The organism is Streptomyces sp. NPDC079141 (genome assembly GCF_040686775.1).
In the GTDB taxonomy this organism is placed as follows: Bacteria; Actinomycetota; Actinomycetes; order Streptomycetales; family Streptomycetaceae; genus Streptomyces.
Map to the genome: position 1 here is coordinate 214,780 of NZ_JBFBLP010000010.1, position 21,809 is coordinate 236,588.

At 71.6% G+C, this 21,809-nt stretch carries 19 protein-coding genes; 7 read left to right on the forward strand and 12 right to left on the reverse strand.

What is annotated here, in order from left to right:
- Nucleotides 1–207: 207 nt before the first annotated feature.
- From AB0Q90_RS26325 to AB0Q90_RS26340, 4 genes are all read right to left on the reverse strand, one after another.
- Nucleotides 208–1,107 (reverse strand): slipin family protein, encoded by a 900-nt coding sequence (locus tag AB0Q90_RS26325; protein ID WP_363164392.1) that lies wholly within the window; start codon nucleotides 1,105–1,107, stop codon nucleotides 208–210.
- A gap of 182 nt (nucleotides 1,108–1,289) precedes the next feature.
- Nucleotides 1,290–2,198, reverse strand: a complete 909-nt coding sequence (locus AB0Q90_RS26330; protein WP_363164332.1) for a S1 family peptidase — start codon at nucleotides 2,196–2,198, stop codon at nucleotides 1,290–1,292.
- A gap of 239 nt (nucleotides 2,199–2,437) precedes the next feature.
- Complete coding sequence (locus AB0Q90_RS26335) at nucleotides 2,438–3,283, reverse strand: S1 family peptidase (RefSeq protein ID WP_363164333.1); 846 nt, start codon at nucleotides 3,281–3,283, stop codon at nucleotides 2,438–2,440.
- 378 nt (nucleotides 3,284–3,661) lie between these two features.
- On the reverse strand, nucleotides 3,662–4,843 hold the full coding sequence (locus tag AB0Q90_RS26340) for a DUF5685 family protein (protein ID WP_363164334.1): 1,182 nt from the start codon (nucleotides 4,841–4,843) through the stop codon (nucleotides 3,662–3,664).
- A 315-nt stretch (nucleotides 4,844–5,158) separates the two neighbouring features.
- Between AB0Q90_RS26340 and AB0Q90_RS26345 the strand changes: the two genes are divergently transcribed.
- A complete protein-coding gene (locus tag AB0Q90_RS26345) occupies nucleotides 5,159–5,596 on the forward strand; it encodes a cell division protein SepF (RefSeq protein WP_363164335.1) in 438 nt (145 codons plus the stop codon).
- A 37-nt stretch (nucleotides 5,597–5,633) separates the two neighbouring features.
- Here AB0Q90_RS26345 and AB0Q90_RS26350 read toward each other — a convergent pair whose 3' ends face one another.
- Both AB0Q90_RS26350 and AB0Q90_RS26355 read right to left on the reverse strand, forming a co-directional pair.
- On the reverse strand, nucleotides 5,634–6,812 hold the full coding sequence (locus tag AB0Q90_RS26350) for an acyl-CoA dehydrogenase family protein (protein ID WP_363164336.1): 1,179 nt from the start codon (nucleotides 6,810–6,812) through the stop codon (nucleotides 5,634–5,636).
- 89 nt (nucleotides 6,813–6,901) lie between these two features.
- Nucleotides 6,902–8,497 carry an MFS transporter gene (locus AB0Q90_RS26355; protein ID WP_363164337.1) on the reverse strand — a complete coding sequence of 532 codons (1,596 nt, stop codon included), beginning with the start codon at nucleotides 8,495–8,497 and terminating at the stop codon, nucleotides 6,902–6,904.
- A gap of 250 nt (nucleotides 8,498–8,747) precedes the next feature.
- Here AB0Q90_RS26355 and AB0Q90_RS26360 point away from each other — a divergent pair, with 250 nt between their 5' ends.
- Both AB0Q90_RS26360 and AB0Q90_RS26365 read left to right on the forward strand, forming a co-directional pair.
- A complete protein-coding gene (locus AB0Q90_RS26360; protein WP_363164338.1) occupies nucleotides 8,748–9,944 on the forward strand; it encodes a hypothetical protein in 1,197 nt (398 codons plus the stop codon).
- 239 nt (nucleotides 9,945–10,183) lie between these two features.
- Nucleotides 10,184–11,188: a phosphatase PAP2 family protein gene (locus AB0Q90_RS26365; RefSeq protein ID WP_363164339.1), complete on the forward strand. Its 1,005-nt coding sequence runs from the start codon at nucleotides 10,184–10,186 to the stop codon at nucleotides 11,186–11,188.
- 103 nt (nucleotides 11,189–11,291) lie between these two features.
- Here AB0Q90_RS26365 and AB0Q90_RS26370 read toward each other — a convergent pair whose 3' ends face one another.
- On the reverse strand, nucleotides 11,292–11,507 hold the full coding sequence (locus AB0Q90_RS26370) for an I78 family peptidase inhibitor (RefSeq protein WP_363164340.1): 216 nt from the start codon (nucleotides 11,505–11,507) through the stop codon (nucleotides 11,292–11,294).
- A 418-nt stretch (nucleotides 11,508–11,925) separates the two neighbouring features.
- Here AB0Q90_RS26370 and ctaD point away from each other — a divergent pair, with 418 nt between their 5' ends.
- A complete protein-coding gene (gene ctaD, locus AB0Q90_RS26375; RefSeq protein ID WP_363164341.1) occupies nucleotides 11,926–13,605 on the forward strand; it encodes a cytochrome c oxidase subunit I in 1,680 nt (559 codons plus the stop codon).
- Here the strand turns inward: ctaD and AB0Q90_RS26380 are convergent.
- The 4 genes from AB0Q90_RS26380 to AB0Q90_RS26395 all read right to left on the reverse strand — a co-directional run bounded on the left by AB0Q90_RS26380 (nucleotide 13,496) and on the right by AB0Q90_RS26395 (nucleotide 17,254).
- Complete coding sequence (locus AB0Q90_RS26380; RefSeq protein ID WP_363164342.1) at nucleotides 13,496–14,524, reverse strand: YafY family protein; 1,029 nt, start codon at nucleotides 14,522–14,524, stop codon at nucleotides 13,496–13,498. The two genes, ctaD and AB0Q90_RS26380, sit on opposite strands and share 110 nt — an antisense overlap.
- A gap of 46 nt (nucleotides 14,525–14,570) precedes the next feature.
- Nucleotides 14,571–15,377 carry a hypothetical protein gene (locus AB0Q90_RS26385; RefSeq protein WP_363164393.1) on the reverse strand — a complete coding sequence of 269 codons (807 nt, stop codon included), beginning with the start codon at nucleotides 15,375–15,377 and terminating at the stop codon, nucleotides 14,571–14,573.
- A gap of 67 nt (nucleotides 15,378–15,444) precedes the next feature.
- Nucleotides 15,445–16,737 carry an ABC transporter substrate-binding protein gene (locus tag AB0Q90_RS26390; protein WP_363164343.1) on the reverse strand — a complete coding sequence of 431 codons (1,293 nt, stop codon included), beginning with the start codon at nucleotides 16,735–16,737 and terminating at the stop codon, nucleotides 15,445–15,447.
- Nucleotides 16,706–17,254 (reverse strand): hypothetical protein, encoded by a 549-nt coding sequence (locus tag AB0Q90_RS26395; protein WP_363164344.1) that lies wholly within the window; start codon nucleotides 17,252–17,254, stop codon nucleotides 16,706–16,708. The genes AB0Q90_RS26390 and AB0Q90_RS26395 overlap by 32 nt, the downstream gene beginning before the upstream one ends.
- 123 nt (nucleotides 17,255–17,377) lie before the next feature.
- On the opposite strand from AB0Q90_RS26395, the gene AB0Q90_RS26400 reads away from it, so the two are divergent.
- The 3 genes from AB0Q90_RS26400 to AB0Q90_RS26410 are packed head-to-tail and all read left to right on the forward strand — an operon-like array spanning nucleotide 17,378 to nucleotide 21,239.
- The gene (locus tag AB0Q90_RS26400) at nucleotides 17,378–17,854 is read left to right on the forward strand and encodes a hypothetical protein (RefSeq protein WP_363164345.1); all 477 of its coding nucleotides are present in this window, start codon (nucleotides 17,378–17,380) and stop codon (nucleotides 17,852–17,854) included.
- Nucleotides 17,854–20,553: an ATP-binding cassette domain-containing protein gene (locus AB0Q90_RS26405; RefSeq protein WP_363164346.1), complete on the forward strand. Its 2,700-nt coding sequence runs from the start codon at nucleotides 17,854–17,856 to the stop codon at nucleotides 20,551–20,553. Before AB0Q90_RS26400 ends, AB0Q90_RS26405 begins: the two co-directional genes overlap by 1 nt.
- Complete coding sequence (locus tag AB0Q90_RS26410; RefSeq protein ID WP_363164347.1) at nucleotides 20,550–21,239, forward strand: ATP-binding cassette domain-containing protein; 690 nt, start codon at nucleotides 20,550–20,552, stop codon at nucleotides 21,237–21,239. The genes AB0Q90_RS26405 and AB0Q90_RS26410 overlap by 4 nt, the downstream gene beginning before the upstream one ends.
- Here AB0Q90_RS26410 and AB0Q90_RS26415 read toward each other — a convergent pair.
- Entirely contained in the window at nucleotides 21,157–21,774 is a 618-nt protein-coding gene (locus AB0Q90_RS26415) for a transglycosylase family protein (RefSeq protein WP_363164348.1), read from the reverse strand. The two genes, AB0Q90_RS26410 and AB0Q90_RS26415, sit on opposite strands and share 83 nt — an antisense overlap.
- Nucleotides 21,775–21,809 lie beyond the last annotated feature (35 nt).

The following is a 21,809-nucleotide window of genomic DNA, read 5'->3' on the forward strand; positions in this document are numbered from 1 at the left end:
CAGAGGCGGCGCACAGCAAAAAGCCGCGTCCGTGCCGGTTGATCGGCGCCTACTATTCCGAGGCTCACAGGGGGCACACAAGGTCGACTTCAGGACGTACACACGGTCGTCACGACACGCCCGCCGACCCTTGACCGTGCACGGTCACCCCAGGTGCGTTCGCACTGCAAACACTACGTGCGAGTAACTTACTGCAATGCGTAAGGTCTACTCCTGTCCTGAATCCAGCCCTTCGGGGTCCGGATCCAACAGGGGCTCCACGGGCGGCAGTTGCTCCTGCTCCGGAGGCCGCTCGACAGAACGCGCTTGCTGCACGGGCGGCGGAGGAGCCGGCTGCGCCGGCCCCGGTTGCTGGGCCTTCTCCAGGAACCGCAGCAGCTCCACCGGGAACGGCAGCACCAGCGTGGAGTTCTTCTCGGCCGCGACCGCCACCACGGTCTGCAACAACCGCAGTTGCAGCGCGGCGGGCGTGTTCTCCATCTGCTGCGCGGCTTCCGCCAGCTTCTTCGACGCCTGGAGCTCGGCGTCGGCGTTGATGACCCGGGCCCGGCGCTCACGGTCGGCCTCGGCCTGCCGGGCCATCGACCGCTTCATCGTCTCGGGCAGGGAGACGTCCTTGATCTCGACGCGGTCGATCTGCACACCCCAGCCCATCGCCGGGCTGTCGATCATCAGCTCCAGACCCTGGTTGAGCTTCTCGCGGTTGGACAGCAGATCGTCCAGGTCGCTCTTGCCGATGATCGAGCGCAGCGAGGTCTGCGCCATCTGCGAGACCGCGAACCGGTAGTCCTCGACCCGCACCAGCGCGTCCGCCGCGTCCACGACCCTGAAGTACACGACCGCGTCCACCCGCACCGTGACGTTGTCCCGGGTGATGCCCTCCTGGGCCGGCACCGGCATCGTCACGATCTGCATGTTCACCTTGTGCAGCCGGTCCACGAACGGAATGATCATCGTGAACCCCGGCTCGCGCACCTGGGAACGGAGTTTGCCGAGCCGCAGGACGACACCGCGCTCGTACTGTTTGACGACGCGCGCCGCCGACATCGCGTACACCGCTCCGACGGTGGCCAGGGAGACCCCCACCGCCACCAGTTCCTCGACCATCGCGGCCCCCAGGGTCCGAAGTGGGCGCATCAGGTGTGTCAGGCGCTTACCTGGTGTGTCCTTCGACGGTAACTCCGTGGTCCGCACAAGGGCGAGCCCCCGCACGGCGGTTGCGTGCGAGGGCTCGCCCGGTGCTGGCTGCGCAGTACAGGTGCGTACGACTGCCGGTGGTGCGGTCCGGCCTAGAAGACGCTCATGCCGTAGGCGTTCAGGGCCTCCACGACCGGCTGGAAGAAGGTCGTGCCGCCGGAGGAGCAGTTGCCGCTGCCGCCGGAGGTCAGACCGTACGCGGTGCCGTTGCTGCCGTAGAGCGGGCCGCCGGAGTCGCCGGGCTCGGCACAGACGTTGGTCTGGATCATGCCGTAGACGATGTCACCGCCACCGTAGTTGACGGTCGCGTTGAGGCCGGTGACGCTGCCGGTGTGGATACCGGTGGTGGAGCCGTCACGGATGACGCTGGTGCCCACGGTCGGGTTGGCCGCCCTGACGATGTCCGTGTTGCCGGCCGTGCCCGACTTGGTGATCGAGGTGTTGGTGTACCGGACGAGACCGTAGTCGTTCGTCGGGAAGCTGGAGCCGGAGGTCGGGCCGAGGACTGTCGTACGGCCGGAGTTGGAGTACCACGTGCCCGCGCCGTCGGTGCAGTGACCGGCGGTCAGGAAGTAGTAGGCACCCGCGCTGTTGCGGACGTTGAAGCCGAGGGAGCAGCGCCAGCTACTCGCATAGATGGCGTCGCCGCCTGCGATGTACTTCTGGAACTTGCCCGGGGTCTTCTTGATCGTCAGCGCGTCGGCGTTGGCGCCGGCCTGCTGCTTGATCTCGGCGATCTCGGCCTGGGAGACCGTGCTGTCGACCGTGACGAGGACACGGTTGGTCTTGCTGTCGACGGCCCAGGCGGTGCCCGGGATGTCGGCCTTGAGCACGGAGCTGCTCGCGCTCTTCAGCTCGGCGGAGCTGAAGGTGGTGGGGGTGTCGGCCGCGGTCGCGCTGGGGATCGCGATCGCTGCTGCGGCCACGAGGCCGGTGGAAACGGCGATCAGCCGGGTCCGTCTCGTGAAACCGCTGCGGGGGGTGGTGCGCTTGATCCTCACTTTTCGTTCCTCCACATGGGAAGTCGGGGGCCCTCGTGGGGTTCGGGCCCGTGAGGCGCAGCCAGGAGTCGGAACTGTCCGGATTCCGAACATGCCGTGCCCCTGACAAGCGCTGTGGGGGAGTATTCGGCCGCACGGCCGGTGGGCGCAAGGGCACCTTTCGGCCGTGCAGCCTTCAACTGACCTTCAGAGGACGCCGATCGTGTACGGAACTGTCTGCGACCGGACCAGCGGACGGACTAGTAGATGCTGACCTTGTAGGCGCTGAGCGCCTCCGGAACGGGCTGGTAGAACGTGGTGCCGCCGGTCCGGCAGTTGCCGCTGCCGCCCGAGGTGAGCCCGAGCGCCTTCGTCCCGTCGTACAGCGGGCCGCCCGAGTCGCCGGGCTCGGCGCACACCGTGGTCTGGATCATGCCCCGTACCGTGCCGCCGCCCTGGTAGCGAACGGTGACGTCGAGCGCGGTGACCGTACCGCTGTGGGTGCCCGTCGTGGAGCCGGTGCGCTTGACGGACTCGCCCACATAGGCGTTGGCGGCGGTGTATCCGCCGGGGTGGCTGAGACTCGTGTTGTCGTAGCGGACGAGGGCGTAGTCGTTGCCGGGGAAACTGGCGCCGAGCGTCGGGCCGATGAGCGTGTTGTGGGCCTGGTCGGTGTACCAGGTGCTCACCGACTTGCCGCAGTGTCCGGCGGTGAGGAAGTAGTACGTACTGCCGCTGACCACGTTGAACCCGAGCGAACAGCGGTAGCCGCCGCCGTAGATGGCGTCCCCGGCGGAGACCAGCGGCCGGAAGGTACCCCGGGCGCGATCGATGCGTACGGCGTCGGCGCCGGCCGCCTTCTTGATGTGGGCGACCTCGGCCGCGGAGACCGTGCTGTCCGCGGTGACGACGACTCGTCCGGCGGCCCGGTCCACGTACCAGGCGGTGCCGTCGACCGCGGCGTCCGCCACGGCGTCCTCGACCTGGGCGAGTTGCGCGGCGCTGCGGGCGCCGGTGTCGCCCGCGGCCGCTCCGGGCGCGCCGGCCAGGGTTGCGGCGGCGAGACCTGCGGCGACGGCGAGCAGTCTGGTGCGCTTGATTCTCACTGGTCCTCCTCTTGGGAAGCGGAAGGCCCGACGGGGTGGGGGCCCGTGAGACGCTGCCTCAATGGCGTGTTCCTGACATGCACCGCAGTGAGGATGACTCCCCCCGCCCGCCCGCACAAGAGGCTCACAGAATCGGAAACGGCGCGGCCACGAGATCGCAACGCGCCGAGGCTCCGCCGGCCGCGCCCGGGAGGCAGGCGGATGACTGCGGGTGCGTGGGGGCTGGTCGCGCAGTTCCCCGCGCCCCTGAAGGGGCGCTGCCCATGGCCCGCGTAGCTGCGGGCAGTCGTGCCGCCGGGGCGGCACCCGCTGCCAAGGAGAGCGGCACCCCGCAGGCGCGGGCGAGCGCACCCACCCCCACGCCGGCCTCCGGACCGCTCAGCAGCTGCACCCGCAGTCACAGCCGTCGCACCCACAGCCGTCGTCCCCGCAGCAGTTGCTGCAGCAGTCGCAGCAGCTGCAACAGTCCCCGCACCCACTGCAGTCACAGTTCGTGCACAGCCCCTCCCGCCGCTCCCGCGACCAGGGATCCTCGAACTCCCCGCAGCACATCTGGCACGTACAGGCCAGCCCCAGCCACACCGCACACCCCGTCAGCAGCCCCCGCCGGTCCCGCCGCGGCGGCTCCGGCGGGAGGCCACCGGGCCCGCCGGGAAAACCGGGACCGCCGGGCGGCGCATACGGCCCCGCCATGTGCGAGCAGGACGCCGACCCGAACGCCCGGTCCACCGACCGCCGCAGCTCGTGCACCAGCAGCAGATGGGCCAGCTTGGCGTCGGTGAACTCGACCTCACGCAGCGCGAGCCGTATCCCGTGCAGGGCGTCGTCGGCGAGCCGGCGCACCTCTTCCACCGGCGTCCCGGTGGCGGCCAGCGGATTCCACGCACCCGACGCCGCGTCAGCTTCCTTGTCCTCCACGGCGTCCAGCAGATGCGCGAGCCGCCCGAACAGCCGCCCCGCCTCGGCGAGCGGCTCGGCGTTGCCCGGCCGCCCGGCCAGCACGGCGGTGTGCGCGAAGGCGGCCGCGGTCGCGGTCTCGGTCGGCTCGGTGACGGCGAGGATCGGCGTCCCGGGCCCGGCGAGCGCCTCGATGCCGATCTGCCGGTCCACGGCATCGACCAGCAGAGCGGTGTCGAACCCGACGGCGGAACCGCTCCGCGCCCCGGCCGCGCCCCAGCTCGCGGCGACCCGGCGAGCGGCCGAGGCCACCGGCCGCCGGGCCAGCAGCCCGTCCCCGTCGGCCACATGGTCGCGCACCTTCGCGGAGGCGAGCACCAGCGAGACCGCCGCCGCGAGCCGCGCGCCCTCGCCGTGCGCCACGGACGCGGTGCGCATCCCGCGCAACGGGCACGGTCCGGCCGTACGCCGTCCCGCCTCCTCCCGCCCGGCCTGAGCCTCCGTCAGAACCGAGATGAGCAGCCCGTCGTAGTTCGTCACGACCCGGGCGAGCTGACCGTGGTCCCCGCGCAACGCGAGGCACAGACCGCACAGATGGGCCATCCACTGGCCGGCCAGACGTTCTCCGAGCCGATGACGGCAGGGCCTGACGATTCCGAACACGACGATCCCCCGTGATTGATACGACATTTGCGTCGCGGCATCGTATCGACCGTCCCTGCGGCCCCCTGCGCACCCTCCGGCTTCACCCGTACGCACCGCACATCACCCATACGCCGCGAAGAATCATATTTCACTCACAGTCAGCAGCCATGTGGGGCAAGGCCCTTGGGGGGCCTGGGCTCTCGACGGATTCGCTGTGCACCAGTACCGTCACAAACCCCCCGCGCGGCGTCTATCCACTTGGCGCGCCGTCCGCATCATGGATGACCATAGGGATGCGGAAAGCAAGAAAGACCGCTGTGAGAGGAGGCGTCCATGGGATCGGTGCGCAAGGCGAGTGCCTGGCTGGGCCTCGTTGACGACAACGATGACGAGCGTTACTACGACGACGACTACTCCGAAGGGACCGAGCCCGGGGAGGCCTGGGTCACCGATCCGCGGGTGAAGGTGGCCACGGACGTGGCCGAGGAGAAGGGCCGTCGCATCGGCACGGTCACGCCGGACAGCTTCCGGGACGCGCGCGCCATCGGCGAGCTGTTCCGGGACGGGGTCCCGGTCATCATGAACCTCACGGCCATGGAGGCCGGCGACGCCAAGCGTGTCGTGGACTTCGCGGCCGGCCTGATCTTCGGCCTGCGCGGTTCGATCGAGCGGGTGTCCACGCGGGTGTTCCTGCTGACCCCGGCCAACACGGAGATCGTCAACGGCGAGCCGGCCGCGCACCGTACGGACGGCTTCTACAACCAGAGCTGAGGCAGGGCCGCTCGCCGGCCCTGCCCCGCTCAGGGGTTCACCGGAAGGCGTCGATCCCGGTGAGCGCCTTGCCCAGCACGAGCTGGTGCATCTCGACGGTGCCCTCGTAGGTGAGCACCGATTCGAGGTTCGTCGCGTGCCGCATGATCGGGTACTCCAGCGAGATCCCGTTGGCACCGAGGATCGTCCGGGCCGTACGGCAGATGTCGATGGCCTCGCGGACGTTGTTGAGCTTGCCGAAGCTGACCTGCTCGGGACGCAGGCGGCCGGCATCCATGCGCCGCCCCAGATGGTGGGCGAGCAGAATCCCCTTGTGCAGTTCGACCGCCATGTCGGCGAGCTTGGCCTGGGTGAGCTGGAAGCCACCGATGGGCCGCCCGAACTGCTCCCTGGACTTCGCGTAGTCGACGGCGGCCTCGAAGCAGGAGCGGGCCGCGCCCATGGAGCCCCAGACGATGCCGTAGCGCGCGTGGGTCAGACAACTGAGCGGTCCACGCAGGCCGGTGACCTCCGGCAGGACGGCGTCGGCGGGCAGCCGTACCTCGTCCATCACCAGCTCGCTGGTGACGGAGGCGCGCAGCGACAGCTTGTGCTTGATCTCGGGAGCGGAGAAGCCGGGGCTGTCGGTCGGCACGACGAAGCCGCGGATGCCGTCCTCGGTCTGCGCCCAGACGACGGCGACCCCGGCGACCGACCCGTTGGTGATCCACATCTTGCGGCCGCTGAGCACCCAGTCGGAGCCGTCCCGCTTGGCGTACGTGCGCATGTTGGCCGGGTCGGAGCCGTGGTCGGGCTCGGTCAGCCCGAAGCAGCCGATGACCTCGCCGGAGGCCATGCGGGGCAGCCAGTTCTGCTTCTGCTCCTCGCTGCCGAAGCGGTGGATGGCGTACATGGCGAGGGAGCCCTGCACGGAGACCAGGGACCGGATCCCGGAGTCGGCGGCCTCCAGCTCCAGACAGGCGAGCCCGTACTGGACGGCGGAGGCACCGGCGCAGCCGTAGCCGTTCAGCGACATGCCGAGGGCGCCGATGGAGCCGAGTTCACGGGCCAGTTCGCGGATGACGGGCAGCTCGCCCGTCTCGTACCACTCGGCGACATGCGGCAGGACGCGGTCGGCGGCCCACCGGCGGACGGTGTCGCGGACGGCGAGGTCCTCGGGCTGAAGGAGGTCGTCGATCCCGAGCGGATCGGCGGGATCGAACGGGGGCAACGGCATGGGAGACCCTCCGGCAGCTCAAAACTAGCAGCGCTAGTCACAGATTGAAGGCCGACGTTACGACGCAGTGTCCACCACGTCCAGCCTTCTCAGGCGGAGACCCGGGACTCCGCGACCTCTCGCGGCGCCGGCAGTTCCACCGCCTGCTGCTCGCAGCTCATCGTCCGCGGCAGCCGCAGCGCCATCACCGCGCCCAGCAGCAGCAACCCGGCGCTCACCAGCAGGGTCACATGCAGCCCGTGCACGAAACAGTTCCGGGCGACGTCCCGCAGGGTCGCCCCGGCGGGCCCGCCCAACTGCCCGGCCACCTCGTAGGCCTCGCCCAGCGAGTGCCCCGCTGCCGCGGAGGCCGAGGCCGGCACCCCGGGCACGGACGACAGTCCGGGCGTGTACGCCGCGTTCATCACGCTGCCCAGCAGCGCGATCCCGATGCCCGCGCCCAACTGGTACGAGGTCTCCCCGATCGCGGCCGCGCCACCGGCCTGCTCCGGCGGAGCCTCGCTGAGCATCGACTCGTACGCCCCGAACAGCGTCGTCTCCAGGCCGAAGCCCAGCAGCACGAAACCGGACAGCAGCAGCGCCGGATCGTCGGTGCCGCCCATCGCCGTCAGCAGCACCACCGCGAACGCCGTCAGACAGAACCCGGAGCACACCATCCGCCGCGGCCCGAAGCGCCGCAGCATCCGCGCCCCGGCGAGCCCCGCCGCCATCGCCGCGAACGTCAGCGGCAGCAGCCGCAGTCCGGTCTCCAGCGGGGACAGGCCGAGCACGAGTTGCAGGTACTGCGCCGCGATCAGTTCCAGACCGACCAGCGCCAGCATCGCCAGCACGATGCAGCCCACCGAGGTGCTGAACGCCGGCCGCGCGAACATCTTCAGGTCCACCAGCGGATACGTACGGCGCCGCTGGCGTCGTACGAAGAGCACCAGCAGTGCCATGCCGCCGAGCAGGGGCACCGCGGTGACCCAGTCGAGTTCCCCGCCGCCGAGCCGCTTCACACCCAGCACGACACCGAACAGCCCGGCCGCGGCCATCAGCGCGCCGACCACGTCCCAGGGGCCCTTGCCGTCCCCCTTGGACTCGGGCAGCAGCAGCCGGCCCACCGGCAGGCTGACCAGCATCAACGGGATGTTGACAAGGAACACCGAGCCCCACTGGAAGTGCTCCAGCAGGAAGCCGCCGAGCAGCGGGCCGACCGCCGCGCCGACCGCGGCCACCGCGCTCCAGATACCGATCGCGAGCGCCCGCTCACGCCGGTCGGGGAAGACCTGGCGGAGGATCGACAGCGTGGCCGGCATGATCATCGCGCCGCCGACGCCGAGCAGCGCCCGCGCCACGATCAGCACCTGGGCGGTGTCGGCGAGCGCAGCCATCGCGGATGCGACGCCGAACAGGCCGTAGCCGAGGAGCAGGATGCGTCTGCGGCCCACCCGGTCGCCGAGCGTGCCGAAGAGGATCAGCAGCGAGGCGCAGACCAGCGGGTAGATGTCGACGATCCAGAGCAGTTCTATGGCGCCGGGCCGGAGGTCCTCGGTGACGGCGGGCACCGCCACGTGCAGCACGGTGGCGTCCACGGCGACCAGCAGCAGGCTGACACAGAGGACGACGAGGACGACCCAGCGGTTGGCACCGGCCCCGGCCGCCCGACGGCGCAGCCCGACGGCAGCCGTGGTCGTCCCGGACATGTACGTACCTCCCAGATGTTCCCTCGCGTTCGGCGGGTTCACGGGGTGGGGACTCCCCGTGACTCGGCCGGGGAGGAGCGGTGGTCCCCGGCCCGCGCAACGAAGCGAGTGACTCGTCAGCGTACGCGAGTCCACGCCACTGCCGAGTGGCGGACCTCTCAGACTCCGGACAGAACACGTGTGGCGTACGCCACTTCCCTCTTCGGGGCAGCGGGCGGTCCGGTTCGGGCGCCCACCGATAATCGAGCCCGTGACCGATCTTTCTACGCGCGTGCACCGTGCGGCCCCCGCCCTGCTGGGATACGTGGCCGTGCGCGCCCTGGGCCTGCTCGCGCTGGCCCTGTGGAGCGCGGCGCGCGACAAGAGCGCGTACACGCTGCTGACCGCCCGCTGGGACGCGCTCTGGTACACCAGGGTCGCCGAGCTGGGGTACGGCTACGAGGTGCGGCTGCCGAACGGCGACGTGCACTCGAACCTGGCGTTCTTCCCGCTTCTGCCCTGGCTGGAGCGGGGCCTGCACGCGGTGACCCCGCTGTCGTACGCGGACGCCGGTTTCGTGGTCGCCGTGCTCGCCTCGCTCGCCGCGGCCTGGGGGATCTTCGCGGTCGCGGACCAGCTGTACGGGCGCCGGGCCGGGGTCTGCGCCGTCCTGCTGTGGGCGGTGCTGCCGGTCGGGATCGTGCAGTCGATGGCGTACAGCGAGTCGCTGTTCACGGCCCTCGCGGCCTGGGCGCTGTACGCGGTCCTGACCGGGCGCTGGCTGACCGCGGGCTCGCTGGCCCTGCTGGCCGGACTGACCCGGCCGGTCGGTCTCGCCGTCGTGGCGGCGGTGTGGGCGGCGGGCATTGCCTCGTTCGTGCGGGACCGAAGCGCGGCGCCCGGCGACAGCGCACGCACTCCGGGACACGCCCCCTCCCCCACCGGCGGCACGCTCCTTCAGGGCGCGCCGGCCGCCCGGCGCGCCCTGGGCATGCTGCTCGCGCCCCTGGGCGCCGCGGGCTACGTCCTGTGGGTCGGCCATCACACCGGAAAGGGCCCGCTCGGCTATCTCGACGTCCAGGCCGGCTGGCGCAACGGCTTCGACGGCGGCTACGCCTTCGCCCGCTTCGTCGCCGACAAGTTCACGTCGTTTCCCTCCGCGCTCGCCGGCGTCGGGCTGATCGTCGGCGTCGCCCTGGTGGTCTGGCTGTACGTCGTCTGCGTACGGCAGGGCCAGCCGCTCCCGCTGCTGGTGTACGCGGGTGTCGTCACCGCCCTCGCCCTGTGCGCATCGAGCTACTTCGGCTCGAAGCCGCGTCTGCTGCTGCCCGCCTTCCCGCTGCTGTTCCCGCCCGCCCTCTCCCTGGCCCGGCTGCGTACCCGCAGGTCGGCTCTGGTGCTGGGGCTGATCGGGGTGGCGTCGGCGGTCTACGGGGCGTTCTGGCTGAACGGCTCCGGTCCCCCGTGATCGTTCCGGGTACGCCCGATGAGCTCCCGGAGAATTCCGTGCCAGGTTTCGGTGAACGAATTCATAATCCGCATAAAGGCAAGGTCCGGAATGATCAAAGGAATTGAAGGATGCAGCGACCCGCCATTGCGGAACCTTAGGAAATTCACCTCTCCCTGAGAGGAATCCCACATCACATCGTCATCACAAACCGGCCGATTCGCCGGGGAACTGAGCTCACTCGCTGTAACGTCGATTGGGTGCGTACCGAACGAAACCTCACCCGTCTGGACCGGGTGTTCGCCAGGCTGGACCGTGAACCGGAACGGCCGGCCCACATCGATGTGCCGAAGATGAGCCGGCACCGGGTCGTGCTGTTCTCGGCGACCCTGGCCTTCTACGGGGCCATCGTGTGGGCCGTCCTGATCACCTCGTGGCTGGTCCGCCTCGACTGGCAGGTCATGTTCTTCCGGCCGTACCAGCAGTGGTCGGAGATCCACGCATTCGTCGACTACTACGTGGTGCTCGGTCAGCGCGGCCCCACCGCGGTGATGATCGCGGCCTGGCTGGGCTGGCGCTCCTGGCGGCAGCACACACTGCGGCCGCTGCTCGCGCTCTGTGTCTCGCTGCTGCTGCTGAACGTCACGGTGGGCGCCGCCAAGCTCGGCATGGGCCGCCTCGGACCGCACTACGCGACCACCATCGGCTCCAACGAGATGTGGCTCGGCGGCGATATATTTCCCAGCGGCCACACCGCCAACGCCGTGGTGACCTGGGGAATCCTGGCCTATCTGGCCTCCACGCCCAGAGCCCGCCGCTGGCTGTCCGCCCTGTCGGCGGTGACCTCGCTGGGCGTCGGCCTGTCCACGGTCTACCTCGGTACGCACTGGCTGAGCGACGTCCTCCTCGGCTGGGCCGCGGGTCTGCTCATCCTGCTCGCCCTGCCCTGGTTCGAGCCGCTGATCGCCCGCTCCGAGGCCGCCCTCTTCGATCTGCGCGACCGCTGGCGCGCCCGCGGCACCGTCCCGGCACCCGTGCCCGCGACGGTTCCGACTCCGACCCCGGTGCTGCTCAAGCCGCGCGGGGCCGCCCAGGACGAGGCCGCGGCCCGTACCTCCAGGGCGCCCGCCTATCTGGCGCCCGGCCCGCACACGGCCCGCTCCGAGCGCACGCCCGTCACCCCGGTCGGCAGCCGCCGGCCACCGCACACCGACCGCGGAACCCGCGGCACGACCTCGGCGGCCCGCCCCCTGACAGGCGGTTAGCCGGCGAAGGACCGCGGGGCTCGGTACGCACAACCCATCCCCGCAGCGACGGCCCCGGCCCTCTTCACGAGGAGCCGGGGCCGTCGTCGTGTCAGAGCGCGTCTCAGCCCTTCCAGACCCGGGCCACCACGCCGTCCTTCACCTCGAAGTTCAGCCGGCCCACGCGGTATTCCATGGTGATGATCGCGCCCGGCGGCAGTGACCGTACGGTGGTCCATCCCCGTTCGCGGGCGAGCCGCTCGGCCCGGTCGGCGGCGAGGCCCAGATACGTGTCCGGGTTTTCCCTGGGTTCGGCGGGGGGTGTCGGAATCGGTGCCATGCCGCCACGCTAGGCCCTGCCCCGCGGGCTCGGCCAGGGGGGCGGCCACCAAGGGTCACGCGTCCCTCTCCGGTCACGCTTTTGTCACAGGATCACGACACATGTTTCGGCACAACTCAGTCACACGTACGAGCGGTTCCCTACGCCTTTCGCGGGCAATCGAACGTAATTCCCGCGTGTCGCCGCGCCCCCTCGAAAAGGCCGTCGGAAAGTTCCCGGAGAACTGCCCCGGACTCCTTTCCCCGTCCGATTCCGCGCAGGGCCGGGGGAACCGACGCCGCACAGGAAAAGCACAGTGCCCGCGTACGCCCCCTGTCGGAGCCCGCGGCGACGCGAGCATCATGGCGGGGGCTCGCGGGCACGCGCGGCGCGGGCTTCGGCGGACCCGGGGCGCGACGAGCGAAGGGGCGAGCGAGCGATGGGGACTCAGACCGTGCAGGCGCCGGCGCGACCCGCACGGACCAGACAGCGCGGCCGGCTGATCGTCGACTGGCTGACCACCACCGACCACAAGAAGATCGGCCATCTGTACCTGATCACGTCGTTCGTGTTCTTCCTGGTCGGCGGTGTGATGGCGCTGCTGATGCGCGCCGAGCTGGCCCGGCCCGGGCTTCAGCTCATCGACAACCAGCAGTTCAACCAGATGTTCACGCTGCACGGCACGATCATGCTGCTGCTGTTCGCGACACCGGCGTTCGCGGGCTTCGCCAACGAGCTGATGCCCCTGCAGATCGGCTCGCCGGACGTCGCCTTCCCGCGGCTGAACATGCTGTCGTACTGGTTCTACCTCTTCGGCGGCCTGATCGTGATGGGCTCGCTGCTGGTGCCCTCCGGGCCCGCCGACTTCGGCTGGTTCGCCTACGCGCCGCTGAACAGCATGCAGCGCTCCCCCGGCATCGGGGGCGATCTGTGGATCATGGGGCTGGCACTGTCCGGCTTCGGCACGATCCTCGGCGCGGTCAACTTCATCACCACCATCATCGGGATGCGCGCACCCGGCATGACGATGTTCCGGATGCCGATCTTCGTCTGGAACACGCTGTTCACGTCGATCCTGATCCTGATGGCGTTCCCGGTGCTCGCGGCCGCGCTGCTGTGCCTGGAGGCGGACCGGCGCTTCGGCTCGCACATCTTCGAGGCGGCGAACGGCGGGGCGCTGCTGTGGCAGCACCTGTTCTGGTTCTTCGGGCATCCCGAGGTGTACATCATCGCGCTGCCGTTCTTCGGCATCGTCAGCGAGATCATCCCGGTCTTCTCCCGCAAGCCGATGTTCGGCTATCTGACGCTGGTCGCGGCGACGATGACGATCACCGGTCTCTCGGTCGTGGTGTGGGCGCACCATATGTTCGCCACCGGCGCGGTGTTGCTGCCGTTCTTCTCGTTCATGAGCTTCCTGATCGCGGTGCCGACGGGCGTGAAGTTCTTCAACTGGACCGGCACCATGCTCAAGGGGTCACTGTCCTTCGAGACGCCGATGCTGTGGTCGACGGGCTTCCTGGTGACGTTCCTGTTCGGCGGTCTGACCGGGGTGATCCTGGCCTCGCCGCCGATGGACTTCCACGTCACGGACACCTACTTCGTCGTCGCGCACTTCCATTACGTCGTCTTCGGCACCGTCGTCTTCGCGATCTTCGCCGGGTTCTACTTCTGGTGGCCGAAGTTCACCGGGAAGATGCTCGACGAGCGGCTCGGCAAGATCCAGTTCTGGACGCTGTTCGTCGGCTTCCACACCACGTTCCTGGTGCAGCACTGGCTGGGCGCCGAGGGCATGCCGCGCCGGTACGCCGACTATCTCGCCGCCGACGGCTTCACCGCGCTGAACACGGTCTCGACGATCGGCGCGTTCCTGCTCGGCATCTCGACGCTGCCGTTCCTCTACAACGTCTGGAAGACCGCCAAGTACGGCGAGAAGGTCGAGGTCGACGACCCCTGGGGCTACGGCCGTTCCCTGGAGTGGGCGACGTCCTGCCCGCCGCCCCGGCACAACTTCACCACGCTGCCCCGGATCCGGTCCGAGTCCCCGGCGTTCGACCTGCACCATCCGGAGTACGCGGAGCTCGTTCCAGAGCGCGAGAAAGCCGGTCCCGAGCCGTCCTGATCGTCTCGTTGAGCTCGACGGGTTCCAGCACCTCGAACTCGACACCGAGCATCATCACGTGAATGACCATGACGTCGAGGTTCCCGGCGCCGGTGCGCAGGAGGCACCGGTCCGGCCCGTCGGGCTCCAGCGTCCCGGCGGAGGGCGAGATGTGCGCGGCGGCCTCCTCCAGGGGCACCAGCAGCCGTATTACGGCATGCGTGGCGTACGCGCGCGTGGAGACGCCCTCGGAGACGTACGCGGCGAGGTCGTCGGCGGGCGGGCGGCGCGGGGTGAAGCGCGGGCCGTGCGGCGGCTTCGGGGTGATGCGGTCGACGCGGAAGGTACGCCAGTCGTCCCGCTCCAGGTCCCAGGCGACCAGGTACCAGCGGCGTTCGGTGCACACCAGGCGGTGCGGTTCGACCGTGCGGCGGGTGGTGGCGCCGTCGTGGCTGCGGTACTCGAAGCGCAGCCGTTCGGCGTCCCGGCACAGATGGGCCAGCTCGGTGAGGACGCCCGGGTCGACGGCGGAGGGCTGGGGGCCGCGCAGCATCGGCACGGTGAAGGCGTTGAGGGCGCCCACCCGGCGCCGCAGCCGGTTCGGCAGGACCTGCTCCAGCTTGGCGAGGGCGCGTACGGAGGTCTCCCCGATGCCCTCGATGCCCTGTCCGGCGGCCGTGCGCAGCCCGACGGCGACGGCCACCGCCTCGTCGTCGTCCAGGAGCAGCGGCGGCAGCTCGGCCCCCGCGCCGAGCTGGTAGCCGCCACCGGTGCCGGGGCTGGCGTTGACGGGGTAGCCCAGCTCGCGCAGCCGGTCCACGTCCCGGCGGACCGTGCGCGGGGTGACGCCGAGCCGGTCGGCCAGTTGGGCGCCGGACCATTCGCGGTGGGCCTGGAGGAGCGAGAGCAGGCGCAGCAGTCGTGCCGAGGTCTCCAACATGGGGCCGAGTCTGCCAGCTGACGCGGACAGAAACGGTCCGCGATCGTCAGCCAGTGGTTATCGCGGTGACAGAAACGGACAGGTCGTTGTCACGTGTGTAACACGGCACCGCGTCCACAGGTCCGAACGGCGTCCGCACGCGTGCGCGTGGGCAGGTGAAGACGGCCCGCTTGTCGGCGACGTCGTCGAGCAGCCGCGCGATCCGCACGTGCGGCCCGTCCTCCCCGCCCGGTCGCAGCCACAGGTCCCACAGGCCGGGCTCCAGGGTGCGGTACGCGACGGTGAGGCGGAACTCCGCGTCCTCGTGGGTGAGGCCGATACGGCGGACGGGCACCGGGGCGTGCCGGCCGCGCAGTTCGGCGCGGCTGCCGGGGCCGAGGACACAGCCGTACACGCGCCCGTGCACGGTCAGTTCGGCGTCCCGCAGGCGCAGCTCGCCGACCTCGGCGTGCGGGGCGCGCAGCCAGCTGCGGACGGAGAGGTTGCCGTGCCGGGTCGCGTACGGGATGCGCACGGCGACATGGCCGCGGCCGGCGGTGGGTGTGCGGGCGGCCAGGGAGGACAGGTCGGTGACGCCGGGGGCCAGTCGCCGCGGTTCGGCGTCGGTCACGCGCGCGTAGGCGTCCCAGCGGCCCTCGGGCAGGGCGACAGTGCTGGGCAGCGCGGCGCGCAGCCGGCCGTCCGCGGCCGGGGCGAGCGGCAGGCCGACCTCCTCGTGGCTGTCGCGGCGGCGCAGCACGAGGTGGGCCACGTCGACGGCTCCGCGCGCGGCGACGTCGAAGGTCAGGCCGCCCGCGGAGTCCGCGATGCAGTCGGCGCGCAGCGGTGCGGTCCGCGACACGGGCATCGTCATGCGGTGGTGGTCCTCCTCGGGTCTGTGCTGTCCGGTTAGACCGGTGAACAGGCCGTCCGGTTGCGTCTCAGGGCTCATAGGACAGCTGCGGCACCTCGAAGCAGGTGCTGTTCATGTCCCCCTGGGTGACCCATCCGCGGCCGTCGTCCCACCGGGCCACCGACAGACACGCCCTGCGTGTCGCGGGCGGCTTGGCCAGCTCCTCGAAGCGGACGGGGAGCAGCAGGCCGTCGGCGGTCCAGCCCTGGCTGCGGCTCATCCATGCGTCGACGCACGCGCGTGTGACGCCCTCCTGCGCGCAGGACCGCGCCGCCTCGGTGAACCACATCGCGGCCGCCCACCCCTCCAGCTGCCACTGCGAGTGCGTCTTCAGCCCCTCGGTGGCGTCCCGGAACTCCCGTACGGCCTCGTGGCCCGTGTCCTCGAAGTTGCGGCTGGACCCGGTCGCCCATAGGGCGTTGCGGCAGCGCGGGGCGTCCTTGTAGGCGTCGGGAACGGTCGACGTCCAGTTCTGTACGTTCGTCACCTTGGCGGTGAGCTCGACGCCGGCGTCGTCCATCGCCTCGCACAGCCGGGCGTTGCCGTGGCCGTCGATGGCGTCGAAGACCAGGTCGGCGCCCTGCTCCTTCAGATCGGCGGCGACGGCGCGGAAGTTGGGCAGCGCGAAGTCGACCTGCTCGGTGACCACCTCGTAGCCCTCGGCCTTCAGCCCGCGTTCGACGAGCCGGGCGTAGGCGGCGGACGCGGCCTGGTTGTAGGAGACGACGGCGGCCGTGCGGGCGCCGTGCTCGCGCTTGAAGTAGCGGTAGACCTCGGTGCCGCCGTACAGCTTGCCGTCCCAGCCGGGGGTGCCGTCGCGGGGCGCCAGGCTGCCGTAGATGCCGTACAGGTGCGGCCAGGTGTCGTAGGCGGCGCCGATGGGCTGGCCGCCGATGTCGGGCACGCGCGCGCGTGAGACGCGGGAGGCGCCCGCGTAGTCGAGGGCCGTGGTCGCGACCAGGGCGACGACCTTGTCCTCGTCGATCAGTTGGTGCACGCACTCGTTGTTGCCGACGCCGCTGCCGCCGTCGTCGCACAGCCGCACCTCGACCTGGCGGCCGTCGATGCCCCCGCGCGCGTTGAGGCGCTCGAACCAGGCCTTCGCGCCGTCGCGCGGGCCGGTGAAGGCGCTGCCGCCGACCGGGCTGGTGGCGCTGGTGATGATGCCGACCCGGATCGGACCGGCCTGCGGGGAGGGTGCCGTACGGTCCCCGCGCTCGAAGTCGCTCTCCGGCAGGCGGCTGCCGCAGGCCGCGCTCAGGACGAGCAGCAGCACCGCGGCGGCGGCCTCAGCAGCCCGGGACCGGCGACGCCGAGCCATTGCCGCTCAGTTGCACCAGAGCGCACAGCGTCTTGGCGGACACCTTCCAGGTGCCGTCCTGTTCGACCGCCGTCCCGGCGGCGTCGGGCAGGGCGGTGGCGCCGTTCAGCGTGAGCGTGTACGTCACGTCCGCCTCGGTGGCCGAGGTGAAGGCGATGTCGGTGACCTGGGCGCCCACCTGTCCACCGCGCTCGTCGCCGCTGAAGGCCTGGAGCACCGGCGCCATCTGCTCGCCGTTCTCCAGGACGGTCTGCTTGTCCTCCAGGGAGGTCTTGGGGTCGAAGAACTTCTGCCAGTTCTGCTTGATCTCCTGCTCGGCCGCGGCCGGGTCGGCGGGTTCATCGGCCGCCGGGCTGGTCGTCGTCCGTTCGACCGACGGAGAGACGGTGGGGGTGGTGCTGCCCCCTTCGTCGTCGCTGCATGCCGCAAGGGCCGGGGCGAGGAAGAGAAGCAACGCGGCCGCAAGCGCCGTGGCCCGTCCCGTGTTCCCCCGCCTGAGGTCGCTCCCGAGAACCATCTGGCTCACCACCGGGTGTCGGTCCGGGCCGTGTGCGCCCGGTGCTTTCAGGGTCAGCTTCCAGAAGGCATAGTGCAAGCCATTGGCTGACATGCACAGACACACGACGTGTGGGAGTCGACGATGCGGACAGCCCGACTGCGGACCGTGCACCCCGCCCTGTGGGCCGGCTGGGCCGCGCTCGCCGCGGGGGCGGTGCTGTGCGTCCTCGGCTGGTACGGCGTCTCCGGCGAGCGGTTCGCGGAGCGGCAGCTGCCCTACCTCGCCTCCTGCACGGTCCCCGGCGCCGCGCTGATCGTCGCCGGTGCGGTGCTGCTCACCCACGGCCGGGGCGCACTCGCCGCCGCGCGCGTGGAGGAGCTGTACGGCCTTCTGGTGGCCGCGGAGCCGGCCGACGCCGAGGAGTCCGGGCCGGCCGCGACCGCGCCGCTCGCGGCCAGCGGGGAGCTGCGGATGGTGCCGGGCGGGACGCTGCTGCACCGCGCGGACTGCCCGCTGGTGGCCGGCAAGGAGGAGGCGGTGCCGGTGGACGCCAAGCTGCTGGCGAGCGGCGAGCTGGAGCCCTGCCCGATCTGCGAGCCGGCCGAAGAAACCGACTGATGGCCTCCCTGACCTACGACCTGACGCTGGCCGGCCTGTCGGTCGGCAGCGCGGCCGCGCTCACCGGGATCGGCCTGATCGTGACGTACCGCGCCACCGGCGTGCTCAACTTCGCGCACGGGGCCGTCGCGATGGTGTGCGCGTATGTGCTGCGGCAGTGCGTGGTGGAGTGGGGCTGGCCGCTGTGGGCGGGGGCCGCGATGACCCTGCTGGTCCTGGCCCCCGCGATCGGCATGGCGCTGGAACGGTTCGTCTTCCGCCCGCTGTCCGTGCTCGGCAGCGATCCGGCGCAGACGCTGGTGGCGTCGATCGGCGTGTTCGTGCTGCTGGTGGGCGGGGCGGCGCTGCTGTGGGGGCAGGGGGCGCGGGACGACGCGCCGGAGCTGCTGGTGGCGGCGGACCCCTGGGGGCAGCTGGCAGTGGTCGTGGTCCTGGCCGCGACGGTCGGCGCCATCATCCGGTGGTCCCGGTTCGGGCGGGAGCTGCGGGCCGTGGTGGACGACCGGCAACTCGCCGTACTCGGCGGGATCGACGCGGACCGGGTGGCGGCGGCGGGCTGGGCGTTCGGCTCGTTCACGGCCGGGCTGACGGGCGTCCTGCTGGCTCCGTACGTGCGGCTCGATCCGTACGGTCTGCCGCTGCTGGTGATGGAGGTGGTGGCGGTCGCGGTGGCCGCGCGGATGCGGAGCCTGCCGGTGGCCGTGGTGACGGCGCTCGGCATCGGCGTCGCGCAGAGCCAGCTGACGCGGCTGCACCCGTCGGGCTGGCGCGAGCCGCTGCTCCAGGCGGTCGGCGCGAACCTGTTCGTGGTGGCCCTGCTCGTCGCGGCCCTGGCCCTCCCCCGCATCGGCACGCGCGACGCGCTGCCCCGCACGGCCACCGCGCGCGTGCCGACCCCGCCGGGCGCGTGGATCGTGGCGATGGTGCTGTTCCTGCTCCCCCTCGGCTTCGCCGGCTCGGACCTGCACACCTCCGTCCAGGTGCCGGCGCTGGGTGTGGTGCTGCTGTCCCTGGTGGTCGTCACGGGCCGCGGCGGCCAGATCTCGCTCGGGCAGGCGGCCTACGCGGGCCTGGGCGCCCTGTTCACGGCCCTGCTCGCGGCGGACCGCTTCCCCGGCCTGCCGCGCCTGCCGGAGCTGGCCGCGCTGGCGGTGGCGGTCGTCCTGGTGGCCCCCCTCGGCGTGCTGACCGGCTGGCCGGCGATCAGCCGCCGGGGCCTGGCACTCGCCCTCGCCACCTTCGCGGTGGGCGTCGGGGTGAGCCGCTTCGTGTTCGCGCAGCCGTACGCCACGTCCGGGCTGACGCTGGACCGCCCGGCGGGCTTCGACGGCGACCGGGCGTACTACGTGCTGGAACTGGCCCTCCTGACGGTCGCGCTGCTCACCGCGCGCGCGTTGCGCAGAGGCCGGACCGGCCGTGCCCTCGCCGCCATGCGCGACCACGAGGCGGGCGCCTCGGCGGCGGGCGTACGGGTCCCGTCCCTCAAACTCCTCGCCTTCGTGGCGGGCGCCGCCCTGGCCGCCCTCGGCGGCGGCATGCTCGCCATGGGCCTGCGCGCCTTCGACCCCGGCGCCTACGACCCCGTCCGCGGCCTCCTCTGGTTCGCCGCGGTCGTCGTTCTGGGCGCCGACAGCACCCTCGGCGCCCTGGCCGCGGCAGCCCTCCTGGTCGGCCTGGACGCGGGGGCGCGGGGCGGGGTCGCAGCGGCGGTGATCGGGGTGCTGGCGGTGCTGGTGGGGCGCTTTCCCGGGGGGCCTTACGAGGCACTGCGCACGGCGGCGACGGGGCTGCGGCTGCGACGGAAGGCGCGGCTTACGGGGGTGGGGGTGGAGGCACGCAGGCGGCTACGCCGGACCGAGCGGCCCGTTCCGACCGAGCCGACTCCCGCCCTCCACCCCGCCGCAGCCGCCAAGCCACCACAGGGGCCACCCGCACACGACATCGAAAGCAGCACGGGTGGTGCGGGTGGGAACCAAAACCCGGCCGAAGGCCGGGTGCCCACCCTCACCACCCGCACCCTCCAGGCTCATTACGGCGGCTTCAAAGCCCTCGACGGAGTCGACCTGGACGTACCCCCCGGCCAAATCACCGCCGTCATCGGCCCCAACGGCGCCGGAAAGAGCACCCTCTTCCACTGCCTCGCAGGCACCCTCCGCCCCACCCACGGCCAAGTACTCCTCGGCGACCGCGACATCACCCGCCTGAGCGCCCACACCCGCACCCGCCTCGGCATCGCCCGCACCTTCCAACAGCTCGCCGTCTTCCCGACCTTGACCGTCGCCGAGAACGTCCGAGTGGGCGCCGAACAAACGCACCGCACCGGCGACACCCGAACCGCCGTGGACCAGGCCCTGCGCCTCTTCGCCCTGGACGGCCCGGTACGGGACCTCCCCGCCGCCGACCTCCCCACCGGCACCCTCCGCCGAGTCGAACTGGCCAGAGCCCTCGCCTCCGCTCCCCGCGTCCTCCTCCTGGACGAGCCCGCCGCCGGACTGGACACCGCCGAGGTCACCGCACTGGCCCGCGTCCTCAAGGCCCTCGCCGCCGACGGCACCGCCCTGCTCGTCGTGGAGCACGACCTCGACCTGGTCGCCGACCTCGCCGACGTCGTGCACGTCATGGCGGCGGGCCGCATCGTCGCCTCCGGCCCGCCCGCCCACGTCCTCGACGCCTTCGGCGCCCAGGAGACCCCCGTATGACCATCTCCCTGCGCCACGCGCGCGTGCGCTACGGCCCCCTGGAGGCCCTGCACGGCGTCACCCTCGCGGCCCCGACCCCCGGCCTGACCGTCCTGCTGGGCCGCAACGGCTCCGGCCGCACGACCGCCCTGCGCGCCCTCGCCGGGACCGTGCCCCTCTCCGGCGGCGCGGTGGTGTGGGACGGCGCCGACGTGACCCGCGTCCCCGCGTACGAGCGCGCCCGCCGCGGACTGTGCCTGGTCCCCGAGCGGCAGGCGGTGTTCGGCTCCCTCACCGTCCGCGAGAACCTCGAACTGACGGCCCCGGCCTACGACCGCGCCCTGGAGGCCTACCCGCAGCTGGAGGACCTGCTGGCGCGCCGCGCCGGCACCCTGTCCGGCGGGGAGCAGCGCATGCTCGCCCTCTCCCGCGCCCTGCTGTCCCACGCGCGCGTGCTGCTCGTCGACGAACCCGCGCAGGGCATGTCCCCCGCGGTCGCGACCCGCACGTACGAGCTGCTGGCCGCGTCGGACGCGTGTGTGGTCGTCGCCGAGCAGCGGCTGCCGCCGGTCCTGCGCGACCGCCCGGCGCTGGTGTACGAACTGCGCCGGGGCGCGGTCGTGTTCAGTGGCGAGGCGCGGGAGCTGCGGGCGTCGCCAGAGGCGGGCCGAAGCGGGCGGTGGTCCGGGTCGAGCTCTTCGGGATGACGAGCAGCATGCCCGGCCGCAGCCGGTCCGGACGGCCGCCGATGGTCTCCTTGTTGGCCTTGTACAGGGTCTGCCAGCCGCCCTTGATGCCGTACTTGCGGGCGATCGACCAGAGGGTGTCGCCGGGCTTCACCGTGTGCATACGGCCCTTGAGTCCGTACCGCTCGGAGCACACCGGCCAGGCCTGCCACCCCTGTACGGCGAGCACTTCCTGGGCGACGGCGATCTGCTCGTCGCGGGTGGCGAGATCCGCGCGCGGGGCGTACTTGAGACCGCCGAACTCCTCCCAGGTGGGCTGCCAGAACTGGAGCCCCCCGTAGAAGCCGTTGCCGGTGTTGACGTCCCAGCGTCCGCTGCTCTCGCACTCGGCGATGCAGCCCCACGGCCACTGGTCCTGGGCGCATGCGTAGGGCACGCGCGTGGATTGCGGGCCGGGAGCCGGCGGTGGTGGTGCCGCGTGGGCCGCGCCGGGGGCGAGGGCGGTGAGCAGAGCGGCCGTGAGGACGGTGGTGGCGATCGGCGTGCGGTGATACATCGGCCCACGCTAAGCAGGGCGGCGCCGGTGGCCGC